The organism is Aromatoleum petrolei, from assembly GCF_017894385.1.
In the GTDB taxonomy this organism is placed as follows: Bacteria; Pseudomonadota; Gammaproteobacteria; order Burkholderiales; family Rhodocyclaceae; genus Aromatoleum; species Aromatoleum petrolei.
The window spans coordinates 203,205-221,596 of sequence record NZ_CP059560.1 but is presented as its reverse complement, the minus strand read 5'-3'; the positions used below and the strand labels follow the sequence as shown (position 1 = coordinate 221,596).

At 63.3% G+C, this 18,392-nt stretch carries 16 protein-coding genes; 10 read left to right on the top strand and 6 right to left on the bottom strand.

Features of this window, described 5'->3' with window-relative positions:
* Positions 1-22 precede the first annotated feature (22 nt).
* The 6 genes from ToN1_RS00950 to ToN1_RS00925 all read left to right on the top strand — a co-directional run bounded on the left by ToN1_RS00950 (position 23) and on the right by ToN1_RS00925 (position 5,735).
* Positions 23-796: an enoyl-CoA hydratase/isomerase family protein gene (locus ToN1_RS00950; RefSeq protein WP_210147954.1), complete on the top strand. Its 774-nt coding sequence runs from the start codon at positions 23-25 to the stop codon at positions 794-796.
* Between the two features lie 248 nt (positions 797-1,044).
* Positions 1,045-1,599, top strand: a complete 555-nt coding sequence (locus tag ToN1_RS00945; protein ID WP_210147953.1) for a TRAP transporter small permease subunit — start codon at positions 1,045-1,047, stop codon at positions 1,597-1,599.
* Positions 1,596-2,882, top strand: coding sequence for a TRAP transporter large permease (locus ToN1_RS00940; protein WP_169206391.1), 1,287 nt, complete (start codon positions 1,596-1,598; stop codon positions 2,880-2,882). The genes ToN1_RS00945 and ToN1_RS00940 overlap by 4 nt, the downstream gene beginning before the upstream one ends.
* Before the next feature lie 46 nt (positions 2,883-2,928).
* On the top strand, positions 2,929-4,005 hold the full coding sequence (locus ToN1_RS00935; protein ID WP_169206390.1) for a TRAP transporter substrate-binding protein: 1,077 nt from the start codon (positions 2,929-2,931) through the stop codon (positions 4,003-4,005).
* Positions 4,006-4,080: 75 nt separating this feature from the next.
* Complete coding sequence (locus ToN1_RS00930) at positions 4,081-4,491, top strand: PaaI family thioesterase (protein WP_169206389.1); 411 nt, start codon at positions 4,081-4,083, stop codon at positions 4,489-4,491.
* A gap of 2 nt (positions 4,492-4,493) precedes the next feature.
* Positions 4,494-5,735, top strand: a complete 1,242-nt coding sequence (locus ToN1_RS00925; RefSeq protein ID WP_169206388.1) for a CaiB/BaiF CoA transferase family protein — start codon at positions 4,494-4,496, stop codon at positions 5,733-5,735.
* Positions 5,736-5,809: 74 nt separating this feature from the next.
* On the opposite strand, the gene ToN1_RS00920 is transcribed toward ToN1_RS00925, so the two are convergent.
* From ToN1_RS00920 to ToN1_RS00900, 5 genes are all read right to left on the bottom strand, one after another.
* Positions 5,810-6,844, bottom strand: coding sequence for an HlyD family secretion protein (locus ToN1_RS00920; RefSeq protein ID WP_169206387.1), 1,035 nt, complete (start codon positions 6,842-6,844; stop codon positions 5,810-5,812).
* Between the two features lie 6 nt (positions 6,845-6,850).
* A complete protein-coding gene (locus tag ToN1_RS00915; RefSeq protein WP_244860931.1) occupies positions 6,851-8,353 on the bottom strand; it encodes an MFS transporter in 1,503 nt (500 codons plus the stop codon).
* 74 nt (positions 8,354-8,427) lie between these two features.
* The gene (locus tag ToN1_RS00910) at positions 8,428-9,984 is read right to left on the bottom strand and encodes an efflux transporter outer membrane subunit (RefSeq protein ID WP_169206385.1); all 1,557 of its coding nucleotides are present in this window, start codon (positions 9,982-9,984) and stop codon (positions 8,428-8,430) included.
* 42 nt (positions 9,985-10,026) lie between these two features.
* The gene (locus tag ToN1_RS00905) at positions 10,027-10,428 is read right to left on the bottom strand and encodes a cupin domain-containing protein (protein WP_169206384.1); all 402 of its coding nucleotides are present in this window, start codon (positions 10,426-10,428) and stop codon (positions 10,027-10,029) included.
* Between the two features lie 80 nt (positions 10,429-10,508).
* On the bottom strand, positions 10,509-11,264 hold the full coding sequence (locus ToN1_RS00900) for an SDR family oxidoreductase (RefSeq protein WP_169206383.1): 756 nt from the start codon (positions 11,262-11,264) through the stop codon (positions 10,509-10,511).
* Between the two features lie 155 nt (positions 11,265-11,419).
* Between ToN1_RS00900 and ToN1_RS00895 the strand changes: the two genes are divergently transcribed.
* Complete coding sequence (locus ToN1_RS00895; protein WP_169206382.1) at positions 11,420-13,003, top strand: winged helix-turn-helix domain-containing tetratricopeptide repeat protein; 1,584 nt, start codon at positions 11,420-11,422, stop codon at positions 13,001-13,003.
* A gap of 165 nt (positions 13,004-13,168) precedes the next feature.
* Here the strand turns inward: ToN1_RS00895 and ToN1_RS00890 are convergent, their stop codons facing one another.
* Complete coding sequence (locus ToN1_RS00890; RefSeq protein ID WP_169206381.1) at positions 13,169-14,197, bottom strand: helix-turn-helix domain-containing protein; 1,029 nt, start codon at positions 14,195-14,197, stop codon at positions 13,169-13,171.
* Between the two features lie 319 nt (positions 14,198-14,516).
* On the opposite strand from ToN1_RS00890, the gene ToN1_RS00885 reads away from it, so the two are divergent.
* From ToN1_RS00885 to adh, 3 genes are all read left to right on the top strand, one after another.
* Entirely contained in the window at positions 14,517-15,413 is an 897-nt protein-coding gene (locus ToN1_RS00885) for a hypothetical protein (protein WP_169206380.1), read from the top strand.
* Complete coding sequence (locus ToN1_RS00880; protein ID WP_169206379.1) at positions 15,410-16,423, top strand: U32 family peptidase; 1,014 nt, start codon at positions 15,410-15,412, stop codon at positions 16,421-16,423. The genes ToN1_RS00885 and ToN1_RS00880 overlap by 4 nt, the downstream gene beginning before the upstream one ends.
* Before the next feature lie 107 nt (positions 16,424-16,530).
* Positions 16,531-18,051, top strand: coding sequence for an aldehyde dehydrogenase (gene adh, locus ToN1_RS00875; protein WP_169206378.1), 1,521 nt, complete (start codon positions 16,531-16,533; stop codon positions 18,049-18,051).
* The last annotated feature ends 341 nt before the right edge of the window (positions 18,052-18,392 follow it).

Below are 18,392 nucleotides of genomic sequence, written 5' to 3'. Positions count from 1 at the left end.
CCGTTTCGAGACGCAGGGCGCGGTGGCCCTGATCACGATCGACCGGCCGGAGGCGCTGAACGCCCTCGATGTCGCCTCGCTGCGCGCGCTGCGCGCCTTCCTCGTCGAACTGCGGGACCGTGACGACCTGCGCGTCGCGATCCTGACCGGTGCCGGAACCCGCGCGTTCTGTGCCGGCGCCGACCTGAAAGGGACGCAGACGTCGCCGGCGAGCTACCCGGAAGCGCTGTTTCAGGCGCCCGAGCGGGCGGCTGATCTGGGGCTGTACATCCGCCTGATGGACCTCACCGACCTCGGTGTGGGCAAGCCAATCATCGCGGCGGTCAATGGCCACTGCCTCGGGGCCGGTCTGGAGATCGCGCTGCAGTGCGATCTTCGGCTGGCGTCCAGCAACGCGAGCTTCGGCCTGCCCGAGGTCGCGGTCGGATCGATTCCGGCGGTTTCCGGCCTGCATCGTCTCTTGAAGGCAGTGCCGTCGGCGCATGCCATGCAGATGGTGCTGACGGGCGAGCGGATCGGTGGAGAGCAGGCTCTGCGGATCGGGCTCGTCAGCGAAGCGGTGGCGGTTGACGCCCTGCTGGACCGTGCGATGTCGATCGCCGGGCGCATCGCGGCCAACGCGCCGCTCGCCGTGCAGGCGGTGAAGAAGCTTGCGCGGCAGACGAGCCATCTCGGCGAGGCCGACGCGCAGCAACTCACGGAGCTTTACTGGGGCGTGCTGCGCGATACCGAAGACCGCCTGGAGGGACGCAAGGCCTTTGCGGAGAAGCGAAGGCCGAATTACGTCGGCCGCTGACGCTGACGCTGACGCTGCGGCCGGCGATTTCGCACGGCGGCGTGGCCTGCAGGGAACCCATTTCCCGCATGCGCGCCATTGATTGAGTTTTTCTCAAACGTTGGGCTCGGATTAGTCGTTTGAAGCCCGAAAGTTGCAGCACTACGCTTGATTCATGGGACGGCCGGTGTCCGCACGAAGGCCTTCGGAGGCCAGCCGCGGGCACCGACCGATCCCGATAACTTGAAGCAACACCTGGAGGAGACAGCATGTTGATGCGAATCGACAAAACCCTGACGGCGACCGAGCGCGCGGCGGCGCTGGTCGCCGTGGGCCTGATGTTGGCGATCATGTTGGTGGTGAGCGCCGATGTCGTGATGCGCTATCTGTTCAACAGCCCATTCGCATGGGCTTACGACCTGATCGCGCTCTACCTGATGGCGGGCGTGTTCTATTTCGTGCTGGCCGATGCGCATCGGCAGCACGCACACGTCAGCATCGACATCCTGCAGGAGCGAATGGGGCCACGCCTGCGGCATGGCGCCGATCTGGTCACGGCCCTGGTCGGCGTCACCTTGTTCTCGCTGATCGCGTACATCGGGATCGAGCGCACGTGGGAGAGCTTCAACAACGACGAGGTGCTGGCCGGCACGATCGCCTGGCCGATGTGGCTGTCGTCGATCATCGTGCCGATCGGTTCGATTCTGCTCGTGCTGCGGTTGATGCTGCAGGTGGTCGTGCATCTGGCCGGCCTGGCGGGACGCTGCGTGCTGCCGGCCGACGACACCGCCCGCGCAAGCCACTCCGAGGAGATCGCACAATGACCACCGCACTCGTTGTTGCCGCGCTGCTGCTCATGCTGGCGATCGGCACCCCCGTCGGCTTCGCGATGGCGGCGGCCGGTTCGCTCGGCCTCATCCTGACCGGCGGCGTAGATGCGCTGCTCGGCGTGCTGCAGACGACGCCGTTGTCGATCGTGTCTTCCTACGAACTGATCACGATCCCGATGTTCATGCTGATGGCGGAATTCGTGCTGCTCAGCGGCGTCGCCGACGATCTCTTCCGTGCCACGGCGGCGTGGGTGGGCAACATCCGCGGCGGACTCGGCATGGCGACGGCCGTCGCGGGAGCCGGGTTCGGTGCGATCTGCGGCACGAGCACGGCGTCGGCCGCAACCCTGTCGGCGACCAGCCTGCCAGCGATGCTCAAGCATGGCTACGAGCCGAAACTCGCAGCGGGCGTCGTGGCCATCTCCGGTACGCTGGCCATGCTGATCCCGCCCAGCATCGCGATGGTCGTCTATGGGCTCATCGCCGACGTCAACATCGGCAAGCTGCTGGTCGGCGGCGTGATTCCCGGTCTGCTGGTGACCCTCGTGATCATGGGTACGGTGTGGTTCCTGGTCTGGCAGGACCCGGCACGGGCACCGTCGTCGGGAAAGACGCCGCTGTGCGAGCGGTTGCGCCTGCTGCGCATCGTCGGCCCGATGATTGCGCTGTTCGGTGCCGTGACGGGGATCATCTACTCGGGTATCGCCACGCCCACCGAAGCGTCGGCCCTGGGCGCCTTCGTTGCGATGCTGCAGGCCTGGCGCAGCGGAAAGATGACCGCGGAGGGGCTGCGTCGTGCGGTTCTCAAAGCCGCCCACGGGTCCTGCATGATCGTGATGATCCTGCTCGGCGCCAGCATCTTCGGCTACTTCTTCGCGCTCACCCAGGTCTCGCAGGACCTCGTGCAGTGGGTCGGCGGACTCGACGTGTCGCGCTGGGTCGTGCTGTTACTCCTCCTGTGCGGCTACATGCTGCTGGGGGCGTTCATGGACCAGATCGCGATCCTGATCCTGACCGTGCCGATCGTCGTTCCGCTGGTGCAATCGCTTGGCTTCGACCTCGTGTGGTTCGGCGTGATCATCATCGTCGTCGCCGAGATGGGCATGGTGACGCCGCCGGTCGGGCTCAACTGCTTCATCGTGTCGCGCTATTCCGGTCGGCCGGTTGGGGAGGTGTTTCGCGGCACGACGCCGCACGTTGTCGCCCACCTTGCCGCGATCGCGCTGCTCGTCGTCTTTCCGCAGCTGATCCTGTGGCTGCCCTCGCACATGCAATAGAGCATCGATCGAGATGCCTGCCAATCGTCCCCTGAGGAGACCCATCATGAACCGTCATCGTAATTCCCACCCCGCGTCGGTTACTCCCGCCGCGCGCCTTGCAGGTGTCGTGCTGCTCGGCCTTCCACTCGTCGCCTTCGCACCGCGCGGTGAGGCCCAGGAAAGCAGGATCGAACTGCGCATCGCCGATTCGCTGCCAGCCGGGCACATCATCGCGGAGAACCTGACCAAGCCGTGGATGAAGCTCGCCACCGAGCTGTCCGGCGGGCGCCTCGTCTTCAAGTACTACCCCGCCGAACAGATGGGGAAGGCCAAGGACATGCTGACGCTGACGCAAAGCGGCGTCATTGACATCGGGTATGTCGGCCCGTCCTACATCTCCGAGAAGATGCCGCTGTCGGCCGTCGCCGAGCTGCCGGGTGCGGCGACCAACGCGTGCCAGGTGATGCGCGCGTACTGGTCGCTGGCGAAGGACGACGGTCCCTTGTATACGAACGAGTTCAAGCCGAATCGCATTCGCCCGCTGCTGGTGGCGGCGCTGCCGCCCTATCAGATCGTCCTTGGCAGTTCGAAGAGCGTCAGTTCGCTGAAGGATCTGGAGGGAACCAAGCTGCGCGCGAGCGGCGGGGCTCAGAACCTGACGCTCGACCGGCTCAACGTCATCCCCGTGCGCATGTCGCCGCCGGAGATCTACGAGTCGATGTCGCGCGGCACCATCGACGGCACGCTGTTCTCCTTCGTCAGCGTCGAGTCGTACAAGCTGACCCCGCTCACGAAGACCGCCACGGTGGGCAGCAATTTCGGCACGGTGCTGGTCACCTATTCGATCAGCGACGCCAAGTGGGCGAAGCTGCCGCCCGAGGCGAAGCGGGCGCTCATCGAGGCCGGCGACCGGACGGTGCAGTCCGCCTGCGCGGCCTTCGACGCCCAGGAGCGAGCGGCGGGCGAAAAACTCAAGAGCGCCGGCGCGCAGCTCGTCGAGTTCAAGGGTGCCGACGGCGCTGCCTTCGGCCGCATCGCCGACGAGGTGGCAAGTGCCTGGGCGGCCGACCTGGACAAGCGCGGCAAGCCTGGAACGGCGACGCTCACGGCATTCCGCGACGCGCTGGCAAAGGCGAAATAGATCATGGCTGCGGCAATCATCGACCCGCCGGTTGCCCGACAACCGGATTCGCCCCCGCTCCGGGACGAGACAGGAATGTCAGCGGTGCTCGAGACATCGCTCGACAACCCCTTGCTGGAACACCTCGGCGTCCGCCTCGTCGGCGTCGACATGGGGCGCTGCGCGCTGGAGCTCGACCTCGAACCGCGTCACCTCAACCGCCAGGGGAGCCTGCACGGGGGTGTCATTGCCACGCTGCTGGACGCCGCCTGTGGTTATGCCGGGCTGAAGAGCCCGCAGGGGCTGCTCGGCCACGCCGTCACCGTGATGCTCAACATCGCCTACCTGAACAAGGTCGCGGCGGGGCGCGTGCGTGCAGAGGGCCTCGTCACGCGCACCGGGCGCAGCCTGTATTTCGCCTCGGCGGAACTCGCAACGGCGGAGGGCGTGGTCGTCGCCACCGCGCAGGGAACCTTCAAACGCAACATCCCCAGCCAGGAGACATGAAGATGTTACGCAATGCTCTCGACGGCCTGACCGTCCTCGACTTCACTCAGATCGGCGCCGGCCCGACCTGCACGATGCTCATGGCCGACATGGGCGCACGCGTGATCAAGGTCGAGGCCCCGGCAGGCGAACTCGGCCGCGGCCTCGGGCCCGCCTGGATCGGCAAGGACAGCGCGCTCTTCCATGCCTTCAACCGCAACAAGCTCGGCGTCGCGCTCAACCTCAAGTCGCCGGATGGCATCGCGGTCGCGAAGCGCCTGATCGCCGATGCGGACATCGTCGTCGAGAGCATGCGACCCGGCGTCATGGCGCGGCTCGGCCTCGGTCACGAGCAGCTCGCGGACGAGCATCCCGCGCTCATCTACTGCTCGATCTCCGCCTACGGTCAACGCGGCCCCTACGCCGATCGCGCCGGCGTCGACGGCATCATCCAGGCCGACTCCGGCCTGATGAGTCTGATCGGCATTGCCGGCAGCGAACCCTGCAAGGTCCAGGCGCCGGTAGTCGACGTCATGACCGGCTACGTCGCCTGCATGGGAATCCTCGCCAAGCTCGCGCAGCGCGACCGGGACGGGCAGGGCGGCCACCTCGACGTAAATCTGCTCAACTCGGCGCTCGCGCTGCAGCAGTCGTCGATCGCGAGTTACTTCGCCGACGGCGAACTGCCCGTCCGCTCCGGCAGCGCCGCCCCCTACTCGGCCCCCAACCAGGCCTTTGCGACGGCCGACGGCTGGATCATGGTTGCCGCATACACGCCGGCACGATGGGAACGCCTGTGCCAACTGCTCGGCCTGTCCGAGCTGATCGCCGACGCCCGTTTCGCCACGTCGCCGCTGCGCGTTGCGCACCGCACGGAAATGGTGGAAGCGCTGACAAAGGTTTTCCGGACGCGTCCGACCGAAGACTGGCTCCCGCTCCTGACGGACGCCGACATCCTTTGCGCCCGTGTCGCGACCTACGAGGACGTGATGGCGCACCCGCAAGTCGCCGCCAATCTGATGATGAGCGCGGTGCAGCACCCCGAACTGGGAGAGATCCGAATGCCGGGCTTTCCGATCAACAGCACCCAGGCGAATTCACTCGCTTCAACACCTGCGCCGGCCTGCGGCCAACACACGCGCGACGTTCTGCGCTTAGCCGGGTATTCGGATGTCGATGTCGATGTGCTGCGGGAATGGGGCGCGATCCATTGCGGGGAGAAATGTGCTCAGGCGCCCGCGCGTGAGCAGGCGGTCACGCAATGACGCGAGGAGTCTGGAGCGATCGCCGTTTTTCAACCCCATGCAGAGGTTTCGCGTCCGTCGGCAATTTGACAAAGTCATTCACCGATACGGATCTTCGGTGTTACCGACATCCCTACGCGCAGCTTCGCCGCCGCGGGCTGACCGGGATCGATGCGAATGCGCACGGGCAGGCGCTGGACGATCTTCGTGAAGTTGCCTGTGGCATTGTGTGGCGCAACGGCGGAGTAGCTGGCTCCGCTGGCCGGTCCCAGGCTTTCCACCGCTCCTTTCAGCGCTGCGCCCGGCAAGGCATCGACCTCGATATCCACGGCTTGACCCGCCTGTACGCGCGCGAGTTGCGTCTCCCGGAAGTTGGCCGTGATGTAGACGGCATCGAGCGGAACAATTGCCAGCAATGGTTTCCCGGCATTGACGAAAGCACCGACGCGTAGCGATTTCTGCCCGATCGTGCCGCCGATCGGTGCCGTGATGCGGGTATAGGAAAGCTTCAGTTCTGCGGCGGCTTGGGCGGCTTGCGCGTGGGCAAGAGCCGCCCTGGCTTTCCCAAGATCAGCTCGCAGAATGTCCACTTGCTGCCGGGCGACCTCAAGGCCCGCCAGGTCCTTTTCCCGGCTGGCCAATTGAATGCTCAACTGAGCTTCGGCCTGTTGCAGCGCTTGCACGGTGCCCGAACCGTCGTTGGCCAAGTTGCGGTAACGCGCATGATTCGCTCTGGCCAGTTCAAGCGCCGCCTCGTCTGCGGCAACTGCCGCGCGTGCTTGGCGTATTGTGGTTTCCTGTTGAACCACGCGCGCCTCCAGGCTGGCGATGCCGGCCTGGGCGCTGGCGACCTGGGCCTTCGCCGCGGTCACCACGACGACGAAATCACGGTCGTCGATGGTGGCGAGCAGGTCCCCTTCCCTTACCGGCTGGTTGTCCTCGATCAACACCCTGTCAACCGTTCCTGACACCTGCGGGGCTACCGTGGTGAAGTCCGCCTGCACGTAGGCATCATCCGTAGACTGGGTCGATCCGCTGGATTCGGCGCGATTGAGATAGAGAACACTGCCGATCGCCACTGCGAGCAGCAGCGCCGCACTGATGATCGTGGCTGTCTTCGGTAATGTCATGGAGGCTTATCCCTGTGAGGAAGTTGAAACAGAAGATGGGGACGAGGCAGCGCGCAAGTCGGGTGCGGGAACGTAGGTCAGGCGCAGCACGAGCGGAATCAAAAGGAGTGCGAGAACGCCCAGTACCCGATAGGCGTCGGCGACCGACAGCACCAGCGACTGCTGGCCGATGATGCTCATCATTTCGGAAGGCTCGGGCGGAAGCGCGAGGGAATTACCCACCAGAGCAGCATGGTCCAGCAGCATTTCCGCATGGAAGCGGCTCCGCGCGGTCATGAGCTGTCCCACCACCGCTGCGCCGCCCAGTGACCCGAAGGCGCGCAGCGTGTTGATGACGCCGGACACATAGGGCCCTTCTTGGGGCTGCACAACGCTGGTGGCGAGAAATAGCATCGATACTACCGCCATGGGCTGGCCAAGGGCTTGCAGCGTTTGCGCCACTACGAACTGGTCGCGGTTCCAGTCGGAGGTCAATTGCGCGCCGGAAACGCACGCGAGTGCGATCAAGAACAGCCCCGACGCGAACACGACGCGCGCATCGACCCACCTCTGGTACAGCAGCACTGCGACCACAGGCCCCAGCACCAGTTGCGGCAAGGCGACGGTCAGACCGATCGACGCCAGCTGGCGGGGCCGGTAGCCCTGGAGAGGCCCGAGATAGTTGGCCGGCAGTAGCGAGCTGGACATCAGCACCACGAGCAGGACGACAAACAGAATGAAGCCCAGTCCCAGGTTCCGACGTCCCAGGATCTGCAATTTGATGAACGGCGACGGGTGGTACCACTCGGACAGCAGGTAGATGGCCAGCAGGGTCAGCCCAGCCATCAGCGACACCGTGATCAAGGACGAATGAAACCACTCCAGCCGTACGCCTTGATCCAGTGCGACGGCAATCATGCCGAGCGCCGGTACGCCACATGCCATGCCCGACCAATTGGCCTGCCTGAAGCGTGCGATCTGGATGGGCTCGCGCGGCAGCCCCCAGCCCACTAACAATGCGGCGGCGACGGCGAGGGGAACGATCTGCCAGTACACCCAGCGCCAGTCGAGTAAGCCATCCGTCCAGTGTCCGGCCAGCCAGATCGAGAGATTGGGCGCGAAGGTGGCGGTCATCGCATACAGCGCCAGTCCATACAGCCGAACGGGTGTTGGCAGGAATTTCAGGGCCGCCATCATCAGCAATGGGATCGTCGTGCCGCTGGCAATGCCTTGCAGAAAGCGCAGGGTCAGCAGCAGGTTCAGATCGTGGATGAAGGGCAGGATCACCGCCAGCAGCGTGCAAGTTCCGAGCACCCACAGTTCGAGGCGGCGGAGCGTCAGCGTAATGGCAAACCACGCCGAAAATGGCATGGCAATCAACTCCCCGGCGCTGTACACCGTGGTCAGCCAGGAGGCGTCGTCGAGGCCCAAACCGAGTGCACCGCGTATATCTGCCAGCGCCAATGCGCCGACGCGGTTGTTGAACCCCGCCATCATGGCGGCGAGGAAAATGCCAAGCAGTCCTGCCATGGGGCGTTTCGATGACTTGGCCAAGGGCGCCCCGGTAGCAGGGCCGCCCGCTGTTTGCGACAATGCGGCGCCACTCATTGATTGGCCTTTGCCGGTGAAGTGACGCGCGACGCAATGGCAACCGCGCGATCCGATGAAGGCTCTGCCGAATCCCCACTGGCAACCCGCGACGAAGTCTTGAGTGCGTCCGGATCCCAACCGCCGCCCAGCGACTTGTACAGATTGACCAAGGTGAGCGCGGCGTTGGTTGCGCTGGCATTGAGACCGGTTTGGCTGGCAAGCAGGTTGCGCTGCGCAGTCAGTACGCTCAGATAGTCGGCGGCGCCTTCCTGATAGCCGCGCTCGGCAGCGTGAAGTGCCTGCTTGTTCTGCTCATAGGAATCCGACAAGTCGGCGTGCTGGCGCTGTTGGGCCGCCCAGGCATCCAAGGCGTTGTCCACTTCATGCCAGGCTCGCAATACCGTTTGCCGATACGCCAGAGCGGCCGTTTTTTGCCGTGATTCGTTGAGCGCCAGGCGCTGCGTCAATCGACCACCCTGGAAAATGGGTAGGTAGACCGTCGGACCGACGGAAAAGAAACGGGAATCCCAACTATCGAGATCGCCGCTTTCGAAGGCTTCCACGCCGATTCGCCCTCTCAAACCAATACGGGGGTAGAAGTCAGCTTTGGCCACACCGATGGCTGCTGTGGCCGCATGGAGCTGAGCTTCGGCGCGCAGAATGTCGGGTCGCCTGCGAGCCAGTTCAGAAGGGACGCCGACCGGCACGCTGGTTGGAAGCGAAGGCAAGGGCATGGTCTCGCGCAGTTGCACATCGAGTGCGCGCGGCTTTTCCCCCAACAACAGTGCAAGGGTATTCATCAGGGTGTTGCGACGCTGGATCAGCTCCGGAACCATCGCCTTGATCGTGGCCCACTGCGCGTGAGCGGACGAGGTTTCGAACCGAGTAGCGACGCCGTGACGCACGCGATTTTCGGCCAGCCTGAGGGTCCGCTCGGCAACGGTCAGATTCTGCCGAGCAATGTCCAGTTGGGCCTGCGTTCCGCGCAACTGCAAATAGGTTCGAGCCACTTCGGCCGACAAGGCCACCCGTGCCGCTTCGCGGTCATATACCGTGGCCTCCAAGGCCGCTGCTGCGCCCTCGCGTGCGCGTCGCGCGCGGCCCCACAGGTCGATCTCCCAACTGGCATCGAATCCGAGCTGCCAGAAATCGCTGGGGCTCGTCGGTGCACCCAGTGCGGCGAACTTTCCATGTTCGCTGAGCGCCTCACGCATGTGGCTGCCGCTGGCCGCCACGCTGGGCCGCAACTGCGAGGAGACAATTCCCAGTTGCGCCCGGCTTTGCTCAATGCGTTCGGACGCCATTTGCAGATCGAGGTTGTCCGCCTGCGCACGCAATTGCAGTTCGGCGAGCACTGCGTCGTTGAACAGCAGCCACCACCGGGAGGGAATGTCGGAATCGGACGTCGGGGCGACATCGGCATAGTCCGCCCTGGGCACCAGCGCCACTTCGTGAAGCCCGCTTTCAGGCTTCACGAAGTCGGGGCCAACCGCACAGCCCGCCAGCGAGGCTGCGCATAGCGTCGCGCTTGCGCACCGCCGTAGTTGTGAAAGCACCGGGTGTGAGGTCATTGCAGCGTCCCGTTAAAGGAAGGCATAGCGGCGGTGCCGCCGTCAGCGAACCGGCATCGAGATCGGTTCGTCGCCGTTCTTCAACAGGACAACCAGAAACTTGGCGGGCTCGGTGAGGCTGGCGTTGCGCGAGATCGTGTGAATATCGTCCGGGCCTTCGTAGAAGGTCTGGCCCGGTGTCAGCGTGACGGATTTGCCGCCGCGCACACCCATCACGATCGAACCTTCGAGCACATAGACGAATGCGTGCGCATTGTGACGATGCACGGAGCTTTCTCCGCCGGGCGCATAGTCGACCGTGATGACGACTCCGTCCTTGCCTGGATAGTCGGCCAGCGCTTTGCTCATCAGCGGTGTCACGTGCGCCGGGGGCGGGGGCTGCTCGGCGTCGGCGGCGCCGGTTGCCAACAGCAGCACCATGGAAAGGGTTCGGAAGTTGAGCATCGCGTGTTTCTCCTGGTGGGTTCGTGTGGGGCGGTGGTGGGCCGTCAGCCCGCTATTTCCCGCCCGGTGGTGGCGTCGGCTTATCCTTGCGCCGACGAGCGGCTGAGCCAGTTGTGGAAACGTGTCGGGCCGACCCGCGCGCCGTCGCCGGCAACCAGCGATCGATCGTCCAGCTCGCTGCCGAAATAGCGCGCATGGACGTCAGCGATCACCTCACGCATGTCCTTGCGCGCGCTGAGTAGCTTGCGGGCAAGCTCGTCGAGCGGGAATCGGTCGGGGCCGCCCACCTCGACGGTGCCATTCACGGGCGCCCCGACCGCCAGATCGGCTAGCACGGCCGAGACGTCGTCCGCCGCGATGGGCTGGATCAGCGCGGGCGAAATGCGAATCGCGCCGCCGTCGGCGCTCGAGTCGACAATGCCGCCGATGAACTCGAAGAACTGCGTCGCGCGCAGGATGGTGTAGGGAAGCTTCGACGCCTTGATCAGGTTTTCCTGGGCCACCTTGGCGCGGAAGTAACCGTTGTCGGGAAGGCGATCGGTGCCGACGATGGAGAGCGCGACGTGATGCTCGACGCCGGCGGCGGCTTCCGCGGCAAGCAGGTTGCGGGTGGACGTTTCGAAGAACTCCAATACGGCCTGGTCTTCGAACGAGGGTGAGTTGCTCACGTCGACCACGACCTGGGCGCCTGCAAGCGCTTCGGCCAAACCCTGTCCGGTGATGGTGTTGACGCCCGCGCGGGGCGATGCGGCCGTCGTCTCATGCCCATTGCGACGCAGCCTGTCTACAATGTTCGAACCGATAAGGCCGGTACCGCCGATAACCACGATTTTCATGCTCTGCTCCTCGACTGAGTGTCGATCACTCCATTGCGGCGATCGATGACTGCAGTGTGCTCGGCAGGTGGGCCGAAAACTTTGCCGACTTCTTGGGTTTTCCTTGGATTTGGCTCGCGTGTCTTTCCAGAACCCATGGAGTTACCGAGCCCTGAATGCTTCTAGTGTTTGACGACTGCGTGCTTGATCTCGACCGGCGGGAGCTCTCCCGGGCGTCCGGGATCGTTGCGACTGCGCCCAAGGTTTTCGATCTGCTGGTGTACCTGGCGGAGCGCCGCGAGCGCGTCGTCAGCCGGGACGACCTGATCGATGCCGTATGGAGCGGCCGGGTCGTCTCGGAATCCACCCTGGCCAGTCACATCAACGCCGTGCGCAAGGCCGTCGGCGACGACGGTCAGCAACAACGGGTGATTCGAACCGTTGCCCGCAAGGGGTTCCGGTTCGTCGCCGAGGTCAGGGAAATCGCGTCATTGGAGGGCGCTGCTGCGCCGGGTGCCGAATCCGCCGGATCGGTCGAAGTCCCGGCGTCTGCGCCGGCCCTGCCTGCCAAACCGTCGATTGCCGTCCTGCCCTTCGCGAACTTGAGCGGGGACCCGGAGCAGGAGTACCTCGCCGACGGCGTGGTCGAGGACATCATCGCGGCCTTGTCGCAAAACCGCTGGCTTTTCGTCGTCGCGCGCAATTCGAGCTTTACGTACAAGAATCGTGCGATGGACGTGAAACAGGTCGGGCGCGAGTTGGGCGTTCGCTACGTGCTGGAAGGCAGCTGGCGCAAGGCAGACAATCGCGTGCGCATCACGGGCCAACTGATCGATGCCACAACCGGGGCGCACCATTGGGCTGGCCGCTTCGAAGGGGTGCTGGGAGACATCTTCGAGCTGCAAGATCAGATCACCGAGACGGTGGTCGGTGCGATTGCCCCCCAGCTCGAGCGCGCGGAGATCGAGCGTGCGCGGCACAAGCCGACCGACAGTCTCGACGCCTACGATTACTATCTGCGCGGGATGGCCAGGCTGCATCACGGTACCAAGGAGGCCATCGATCAGGCGCTGACCCTCTTCCTCAAGGCAATCGAGTTCGATCCCGACTTTGCGTCAGCCTACGCGATGGCGGCGTGGTGTCACTGTTGGCGGAAGATCAACGGCTGGATGAGCGATCACCCGCAGGAGGTGGCGGAGGGTATCCGACTGGCTCGCCGGGCCGTCGAGTTGGGCAAGGGCGATGCGGTGGCCCTCACGAGAAGTGCGCATGCACTTGGCCATCTTGCCGACGACCTTCCTGGCGGCATTGCATTGCTGGACAGGGCGCTCGTGCTCAATCCCAATCTCGCGGCGGCGTGGTTCCTCGGCGCGTTTCTCAGACTCTGGCACGGCGAAACGGAAGAAGCGGTTGAGCACTTTGCACACGCCATGCGTTTGAGCCCGCTTGATCCCGAGCTGTATAGGATGCAGGCCGGACTGGCGGCCGCGCATCTCTTCATGGGGCACTTCGACACCGCATCGTCCTGGGCGGAGAAGGCATTACGGGAGCTGCCAAGCCTGCTGCTGGCGGCCGCCACCCTCGCGGCCAGCCATGCGCTCGCGGGGCGGGCGGCGCAAGCGCAGCACGCGATGGATAATTTGCGCCAGCTCGACCCACGCTTGCGGCTCTCCAGTCTCGCGGATTGGCTACCGATCCGCCGGCGGGAGAATGTCATCACGTTGGTGGACGGCCTACGCAGAGCGGGCCTGCGGGAATAAAGCCCTTCTGCAAGGCTTTCGATTGGCGCACTGCAAGGGGCTCCAACATCGGATCGCCCGTCCTTGGCCGAACGGGACGAGGCTTCCGCCACTGCGCACTTGCGTGCGCTTCGGGCAGAATTGCGCGAGATGCTCGAGACGTTGCGCGGGCCCCCAGGCAATCTGTTAATGGTGACGGCGAGAGGCAACTTTGGAAAAGTTGGACGTCCTGCGCAGGGTCGATGATGGGGTTTCTCCGAACAGGCACTTGTAGTAGGAGGAAAACATTCCCATGTGCCAGAACCCCCATTTGCAGGCAATGCCGCTAATCGAGTCCTCCGGAGTGGCGCGCAGCAATTCCTTGCGGACACCGTGGAGCCGAACATAGCGCAGGAACGTCGTGATGTTGATTCCCAGCACGTTGATGAATGCGTGGTGAAGTCCTCTTCGGCTCATCTTCAGATAAGAGCTGAGTTCGGCAACCGTTGGCGGATTCTCTCGATTGGCGATCACGTAGCTGCGTGCCCGCTCAACAATTGCGCGTTGGACCGAATGCGAGGTGCGAGGCGACTCTGTTTCCTGGGATCGTGCCCGCAGGGCATTTAGCGATGCATTCATTACCGTTTCGGCAACTGACTGCGCCGACGCACTGTGCTCAAAGATCTCGGGAGTCGAAGCCACTGAGGAAAGCACCGTTTCGAGCATCACGCGGTAGGTCTGAGCAGCATCCCCGGGCAAGGCGGCCGCATGCGACTTTGAAATCAATGGCAGTACATCCACTGCTGCGGAGTCCTGAGCGAACGAGTCAAATGCGTTGCAGTCGATGACCGTGACAAGAATCGTTGACTCCATAGGAGTCCGAAAATGAAGTTCCTCATTCGGGCAGAGCGTAATCAATGAATCGCGCTCCAAATGGCGTCCCTGCCAATAACCGTTGGGAGTTACGGAGGCAGGCACTCCTATCGTATAACTGTCGCAACGAGGGCTTGCCTTCTCATCGACGGATTGGCGGATCGTTTCCTTGAAGACCTGCATCGGACCCACCGTGGCTTCGATTATTTCCCCCTCGAAAGCGCCCTGTGAGAGTTGAAGATAGTCCTGCGACCAGTCGCGAAGGCTCGCGGCATGCTCGCACGCATCATTGGTCGAGATGATCGACACCCGTTCGTTTCGCCGACGCGGCGTCTCCCGGTCCTGAATCAGGCCAGAGTTCATTGTAGTTTTGTCTCCTCATGTGCTGCCGCGAGAATGCGGCCCCTTGCCCGACGGACCCGAGACGGTGAAGCAGTCCCCATCGCGCGCCGAACATGACGGTGCTAGCAGCACCAGCGAGATACATCTTAGGTGCTAGGCCAAGGCGACAACAAGCACCTTTGCCCGCGCAATCAACAGTAAGGCCGATTCTTGATAGCCCTGATGCGGGCGTGGCCGTTTCGCGATACACCGAATGCAGGCTCCGCCCTAGCATCCTCCCCACAGACCTGCGCGCCGTGGAAGCGTTCCGGTGCCGCGGGAGGTTAAACAGGGGGAGGACATGGATAGCGCCGTGCCGGATATCGCAGGTATGACTCGGGAAGTCGCAGTTCGGGCTCCGGAAATTGCCGTTTCTGTTGTCGATGCGTCCTCCCTGATCAAGACCGATGGCAGTACGCATTGGCGCCGGACGCTGGCCGATTCGGCGCTTGGAAATTTGTTCGAAAAACTAGCGCCGACCCATGTCTATCTCGGCAGTGAATTCTGCGAGCACTTGATCCCCGCGTCGCGTTCCTTGCTCAACGCGCTGGGAGTGGCGACCGAGTTGAATTGCCGCCTTTCACTGCTTACGCCGATTTCAGCGCCAGCCGATCTCCGGACCCTCGGTAAGCTATTGCCGCACCTACCTGACGAATCGGAGGTGATCGTGAGTGACTGGGGAACTGCTTACTTCATCCGGGAGCACTTCCCGAACCTGACGCTGGTCGCAGGGCGGATTCTATGTCGCATGGGGAAGGATCCGCGCATTCCCGCGGCCTATTCAGCTTTGTCTGCGCCCTTCGATGCGCGGCCAATGAAGGCCATGCTTGCGCGCCTCGGTTTTGTGCGAATGGAGGTTGATGTGCCGATCTTCGACTCACGACGGGCACTGTCATCGCTGCCGCTGCCGGGCAGCGTTCATGTCCCGTTCGCGTGTGTAGCGAAGGGAAGGATGTGTCGAATCGGCTCGACTGCAATGCGAGGCGTCGAACGATTTGCTGTGGGACGTCGCTGCCGGAAGGAATGTCTGCGGGTGAGCGCGAGACTTGCGCGACCGCATGCAGACGACCAACGGCAGGTGTTTCAGTTGGGTAATTCGATCGTGAGCCGGGTGACTGACGAGATGCTCACTGCCGTCCTGGATGCTGTCAATAGCGGATCTGTTTCACGGCTCGTCGTCCCTGGGGATCCGATATGAGAATTGTTGCCCCGATTTCAAGAGTGGAGGAAGTGGCGCTCCTGGCTCGCGAAGGAGCAAACGAGCTCTATTGCGGATTCGTCCCGGACGATTGGGTTGGCCGATTCAAGGTGCGAAATGCGAACCGCCGCCCCTCAGGAAACCTCCGCAGTCTGCGTGAGCTTGAGGCGGCAATAAGCTCGGCCCGGCAGAGCGGTTGCACGCTTTCACTCGTGCTCAACGCTCAGAGCTATTCGGATGAACAGCTTGAGGCGGCAGTCGAAATGGGGAAACTCTTCATCGAACGCGGGGGGGATGCGCTGATTGCGTCGGATCTGGGCCTGATCAGCGAGCTTTCCCTGCATCTTCCACTGCGACGCATTCATGTCAGCTCGGTCGCGACTTGTCGTAATGGCAGTGCGGCGCGCCTTTGCAGGGATCTGGGGGCCTCGCGATTGATCCTGCCTCGCGATGTCACGATCGAGGAAGCATGTGAAATTGCGGCGGAGGTCCCGGATCTGGAGACCGAGGTATTCATCCTCAATGACGGCTGCGTGTTCGAGGAGGGCGCCTGCAGCACTGTTCATCTACCCCAGCGCATGGGCGGTCCGATCTGTCTCGATCGCTATGTGAGCGACTATCGCCCGCGGGGCGCGAGGAAGCTGTCGGTGGCGCTGTGCCAGAGCCTCCGGGAAAACGATCAGGAATACGAGAAGTGGCTCTGGTATCGCTTCTCCTGCGGATTCACGACGAACGAGCAGGGCATGGCGTTCGGCCCCTGTGGCCTCTGTGCATTGCCAAGATTATTGAATGGCGGCGTTGCGGCCGTGAAGATCGCTGGCAGGGAAGCGCCAACCGCAAGAAAGCTTGCCAGCGTTCGGATGGTGAAGGCTGTGCTCGATCGCGTCGAGGCAGGTGAGCATGGGGAAGAAATCGTGCGTCTTGCACAGAATCTGCGCCCGTCCGTCGAGCACTGCAGGACGGGGTACATGTGCTACTACCCCGAAGTGCTACGAAAGGCCGTGTATTGAACGGGCTTTTGGATTGATCACGGAATCTGGTCGCATCCGACTTGGGATGACCGACCGCTCTATGGACGATTTGTCCAAATACCACTGCAACAGGAGACATAAAGCAAATGATCTATGAGATGCCCGGCAAAGCAGGCGCCAAGGTTCAGTTCAAGACCCGCTACGACAATTTCATCGGCGGCAAGTGGGTCGCGCCGGTGCGCGGCCAGTATTTCGAAAACGTCACGCCGATCTCCGGCCGGCCGTTCTGCCAGGTCGCCCGCTCCACCGAGGAAGACATCAATCTCGCCCTCGATGCCGCCCATGCCGCGGCCGACAGGTGGGGACGCACTTCTGCGGCCGAGCGCGCCAATATCCTGCTCAAGATCGCCGACCGGCTGGAAACCAATCTCGAAATGCTGGCCTACGCCGAGACCGTCGACAATGGCAAGGCGATCCGCGAGACCCTGAATGCCGACATTCCGCTGACGATTGACCATTTTCGCTACTTTGCCGGCTGCCTGCGCGCGCAGGAAGGCGGCATCAGCGAAATCGACGAACACACCGTGGCGTACCACTTTCACGAGCCCTTGGGCGTCGTCGGCCAGATCATCCCCTGGAATTTCCCGATCCTGATGGCGGCATGGAAGCTTGCACCCGCGATCGGCGCCGGCAACTGCGTGGTGCTGAAGCCCGCCGAATCGACCCCGGTTTCCATCATGGTGTTGGTCGAGCTCATCGCCGACCTGCTGCCCCCCGGCGTGCTCAATGTCGTCAATGGCCTCGGTCGCGAAGCTGGTATGCCGCTGGCAACCAGCAAGCGCATCGCCAAGATCGCATTTACCGGGTCCACCGCCACCGGCCGGGTGATCGCCCAAGCTGCTGCGCAGAACCTGATCCCGGCGACGCTCGAACTCGGCGGCAAGTCGCCGAACATCTTCTTCGAGGACATCGTAGCGGCGGACGATGCCCTCTTCGACAAGGCGGTCGAGGGCATGGTCCTGTTCGCCTTCAATCAGGGTGAAGTGTGTACCTGCCCCTCGCGCGCGCTGATCCAGGAGTCGATGTACGACCAGTTCATGGATCGAGTGTTGGCCCGCGTGAAGGCGATCAAGCAGGGCAGTCCGCTCGATACCGAGACGATGATGGGCGCGCAGGCCTCGACCGATCAGATGAACAAGATCCTGTCCTACCTGGAGGTGGGCCGCCAGGAAGGCGCCGAACTTCTGATCGGCGGCGACCGCGCCCGTCTCGGGGGTGAGTTGGCGGAGGGCTACTACATCCAGCCGACGCTGTTCAAGGGCCACAACAGGATGCGCATCTTCCAGGAGGAGATCTTCGGGCCGGTGCTGGCCGTGACGACCTTCAAGGACGAAGCCGAAGCGCTCGAGATCGCCAACGACACCCCTTACGGCCTCGGCGCCGGCGTGTGGTCGCGCGACGGCAGCCGTGCCTACCGCATGGGCCGCGGCATCAAGGCCGGACGCGTGTGGACCAACTGCTACCACGCTTACCCGGCCCACGCCACTTTCGGCGGATACAAGGAGTCCGGCATCGGTCGCGAAACGCACAAGATGATGCTCGACCACTATCAGCAGACCAAGAACCTTCTCGTGAGCTATAGCCCCAACGCCCTCGGGTTCTTCTGAACGCAACACAGGTAACGCGCTCGGGTTTTCCGAGCGTGTTACCAGGTATTCACGCTCGAATTCTTGCGGGGCCGGATCCGGCCCCTTTCCGGACCAGGTTTGTCTTGTTGTTCATCTCTCCTTCTCTTCCGATCAACGGATGAGATTCACGGGCGGCTCCGGCCGCCCGTTTTTTTTTGCCACGAATCAAGCGCCCTATTTTCTGCAAAGAATTTTTCGGTGCCCGTGTGAATCACTGAAGGCCGGATTTTGATATTCGCAACATCGAGTTTGGCCGATTCACGATAACCCCCATATCGCTTCAGCTCATAAAGTTTCGAGACGACGGAGCTCACCAAGAC

Bases quoted from the DNA above. Each gene is read 5' to 3' on its own strand.
- ToN1_RS00910 (WP_169206385.1), bottom strand. From the start codon at position 9,984: ATGACCTCACACCCGGTGCTTTCACAACTACGGCGGTGCGCAAGCGCG.
- ToN1_RS00890 (WP_169206381.1), bottom strand. From the start codon at position 14,197: ATGAACTCTGGCCTGATTCAGGACCGGGAGACGCCGCGTCGGCGAAAC.
- ToN1_RS00930 (WP_169206389.1), top strand. From the start codon at position 4,081: ATGTCAGCGGTGCTCGAGACATCGCTCGACAACCCCTTGCTGGAACAC.
- ToN1_RS00880 (WP_169206379.1), top strand. From the start codon at position 15,410: ATGAGAATTGTTGCCCCGATTTCAAGAGTGGAGGAAGTGGCGCTCCTG.
- ToN1_RS00900 (WP_169206383.1), bottom strand. From the start codon at position 11,264: ATGAAAATCGTGGTTATCGGCGGTACCGGCCTTATCGGTTCGAACATT.
- ToN1_RS00885 (WP_169206380.1), top strand. From the start codon at position 14,517: ATGGATAGCGCCGTGCCGGATATCGCAGGTATGACTCGGGAAGTCGCA.
- adh (WP_169206378.1), top strand. From the start codon at position 16,531: ATGATCTATGAGATGCCCGGCAAAGCAGGCGCCAAGGTTCAGTTCAAG.
- ToN1_RS00905 (WP_169206384.1), bottom strand. From the start codon at position 10,428: ATGCTCAACTTCCGAACCCTTTCCATGGTGCTGCTGTTGGCAACCGGC.
- ToN1_RS00895 (WP_169206382.1), top strand. From the start codon at position 11,420: ATGCTTCTAGTGTTTGACGACTGCGTGCTTGATCTCGACCGGCGGGAG.
- ToN1_RS00945 (WP_210147953.1), top strand. From the start codon at position 1,045: ATGTTGATGCGAATCGACAAAACCCTGACGGCGACCGAGCGCGCGGCG.
- ToN1_RS00925 (WP_169206388.1), top strand. From the start codon at position 4,494: ATGTTACGCAATGCTCTCGACGGCCTGACCGTCCTCGACTTCACTCAG.
- ToN1_RS00935 (WP_169206390.1), top strand. From the start codon at position 2,929: ATGAACCGTCATCGTAATTCCCACCCCGCGTCGGTTACTCCCGCCGCG.
- ToN1_RS00920 (WP_169206387.1), bottom strand. From the start codon at position 6,844: ATGACATTACCGAAGACAGCCACGATCATCAGTGCGGCGCTGCTGCTC.
- ToN1_RS00940 (WP_169206391.1), top strand. From the start codon at position 1,596: ATGACCACCGCACTCGTTGTTGCCGCGCTGCTGCTCATGCTGGCGATC.
- ToN1_RS00915 (WP_244860931.1), bottom strand. From the start codon at position 8,353: ATGGCAGGACTGCTTGGCATTTTCCTCGCCGCCATGATGGCGGGGTTC.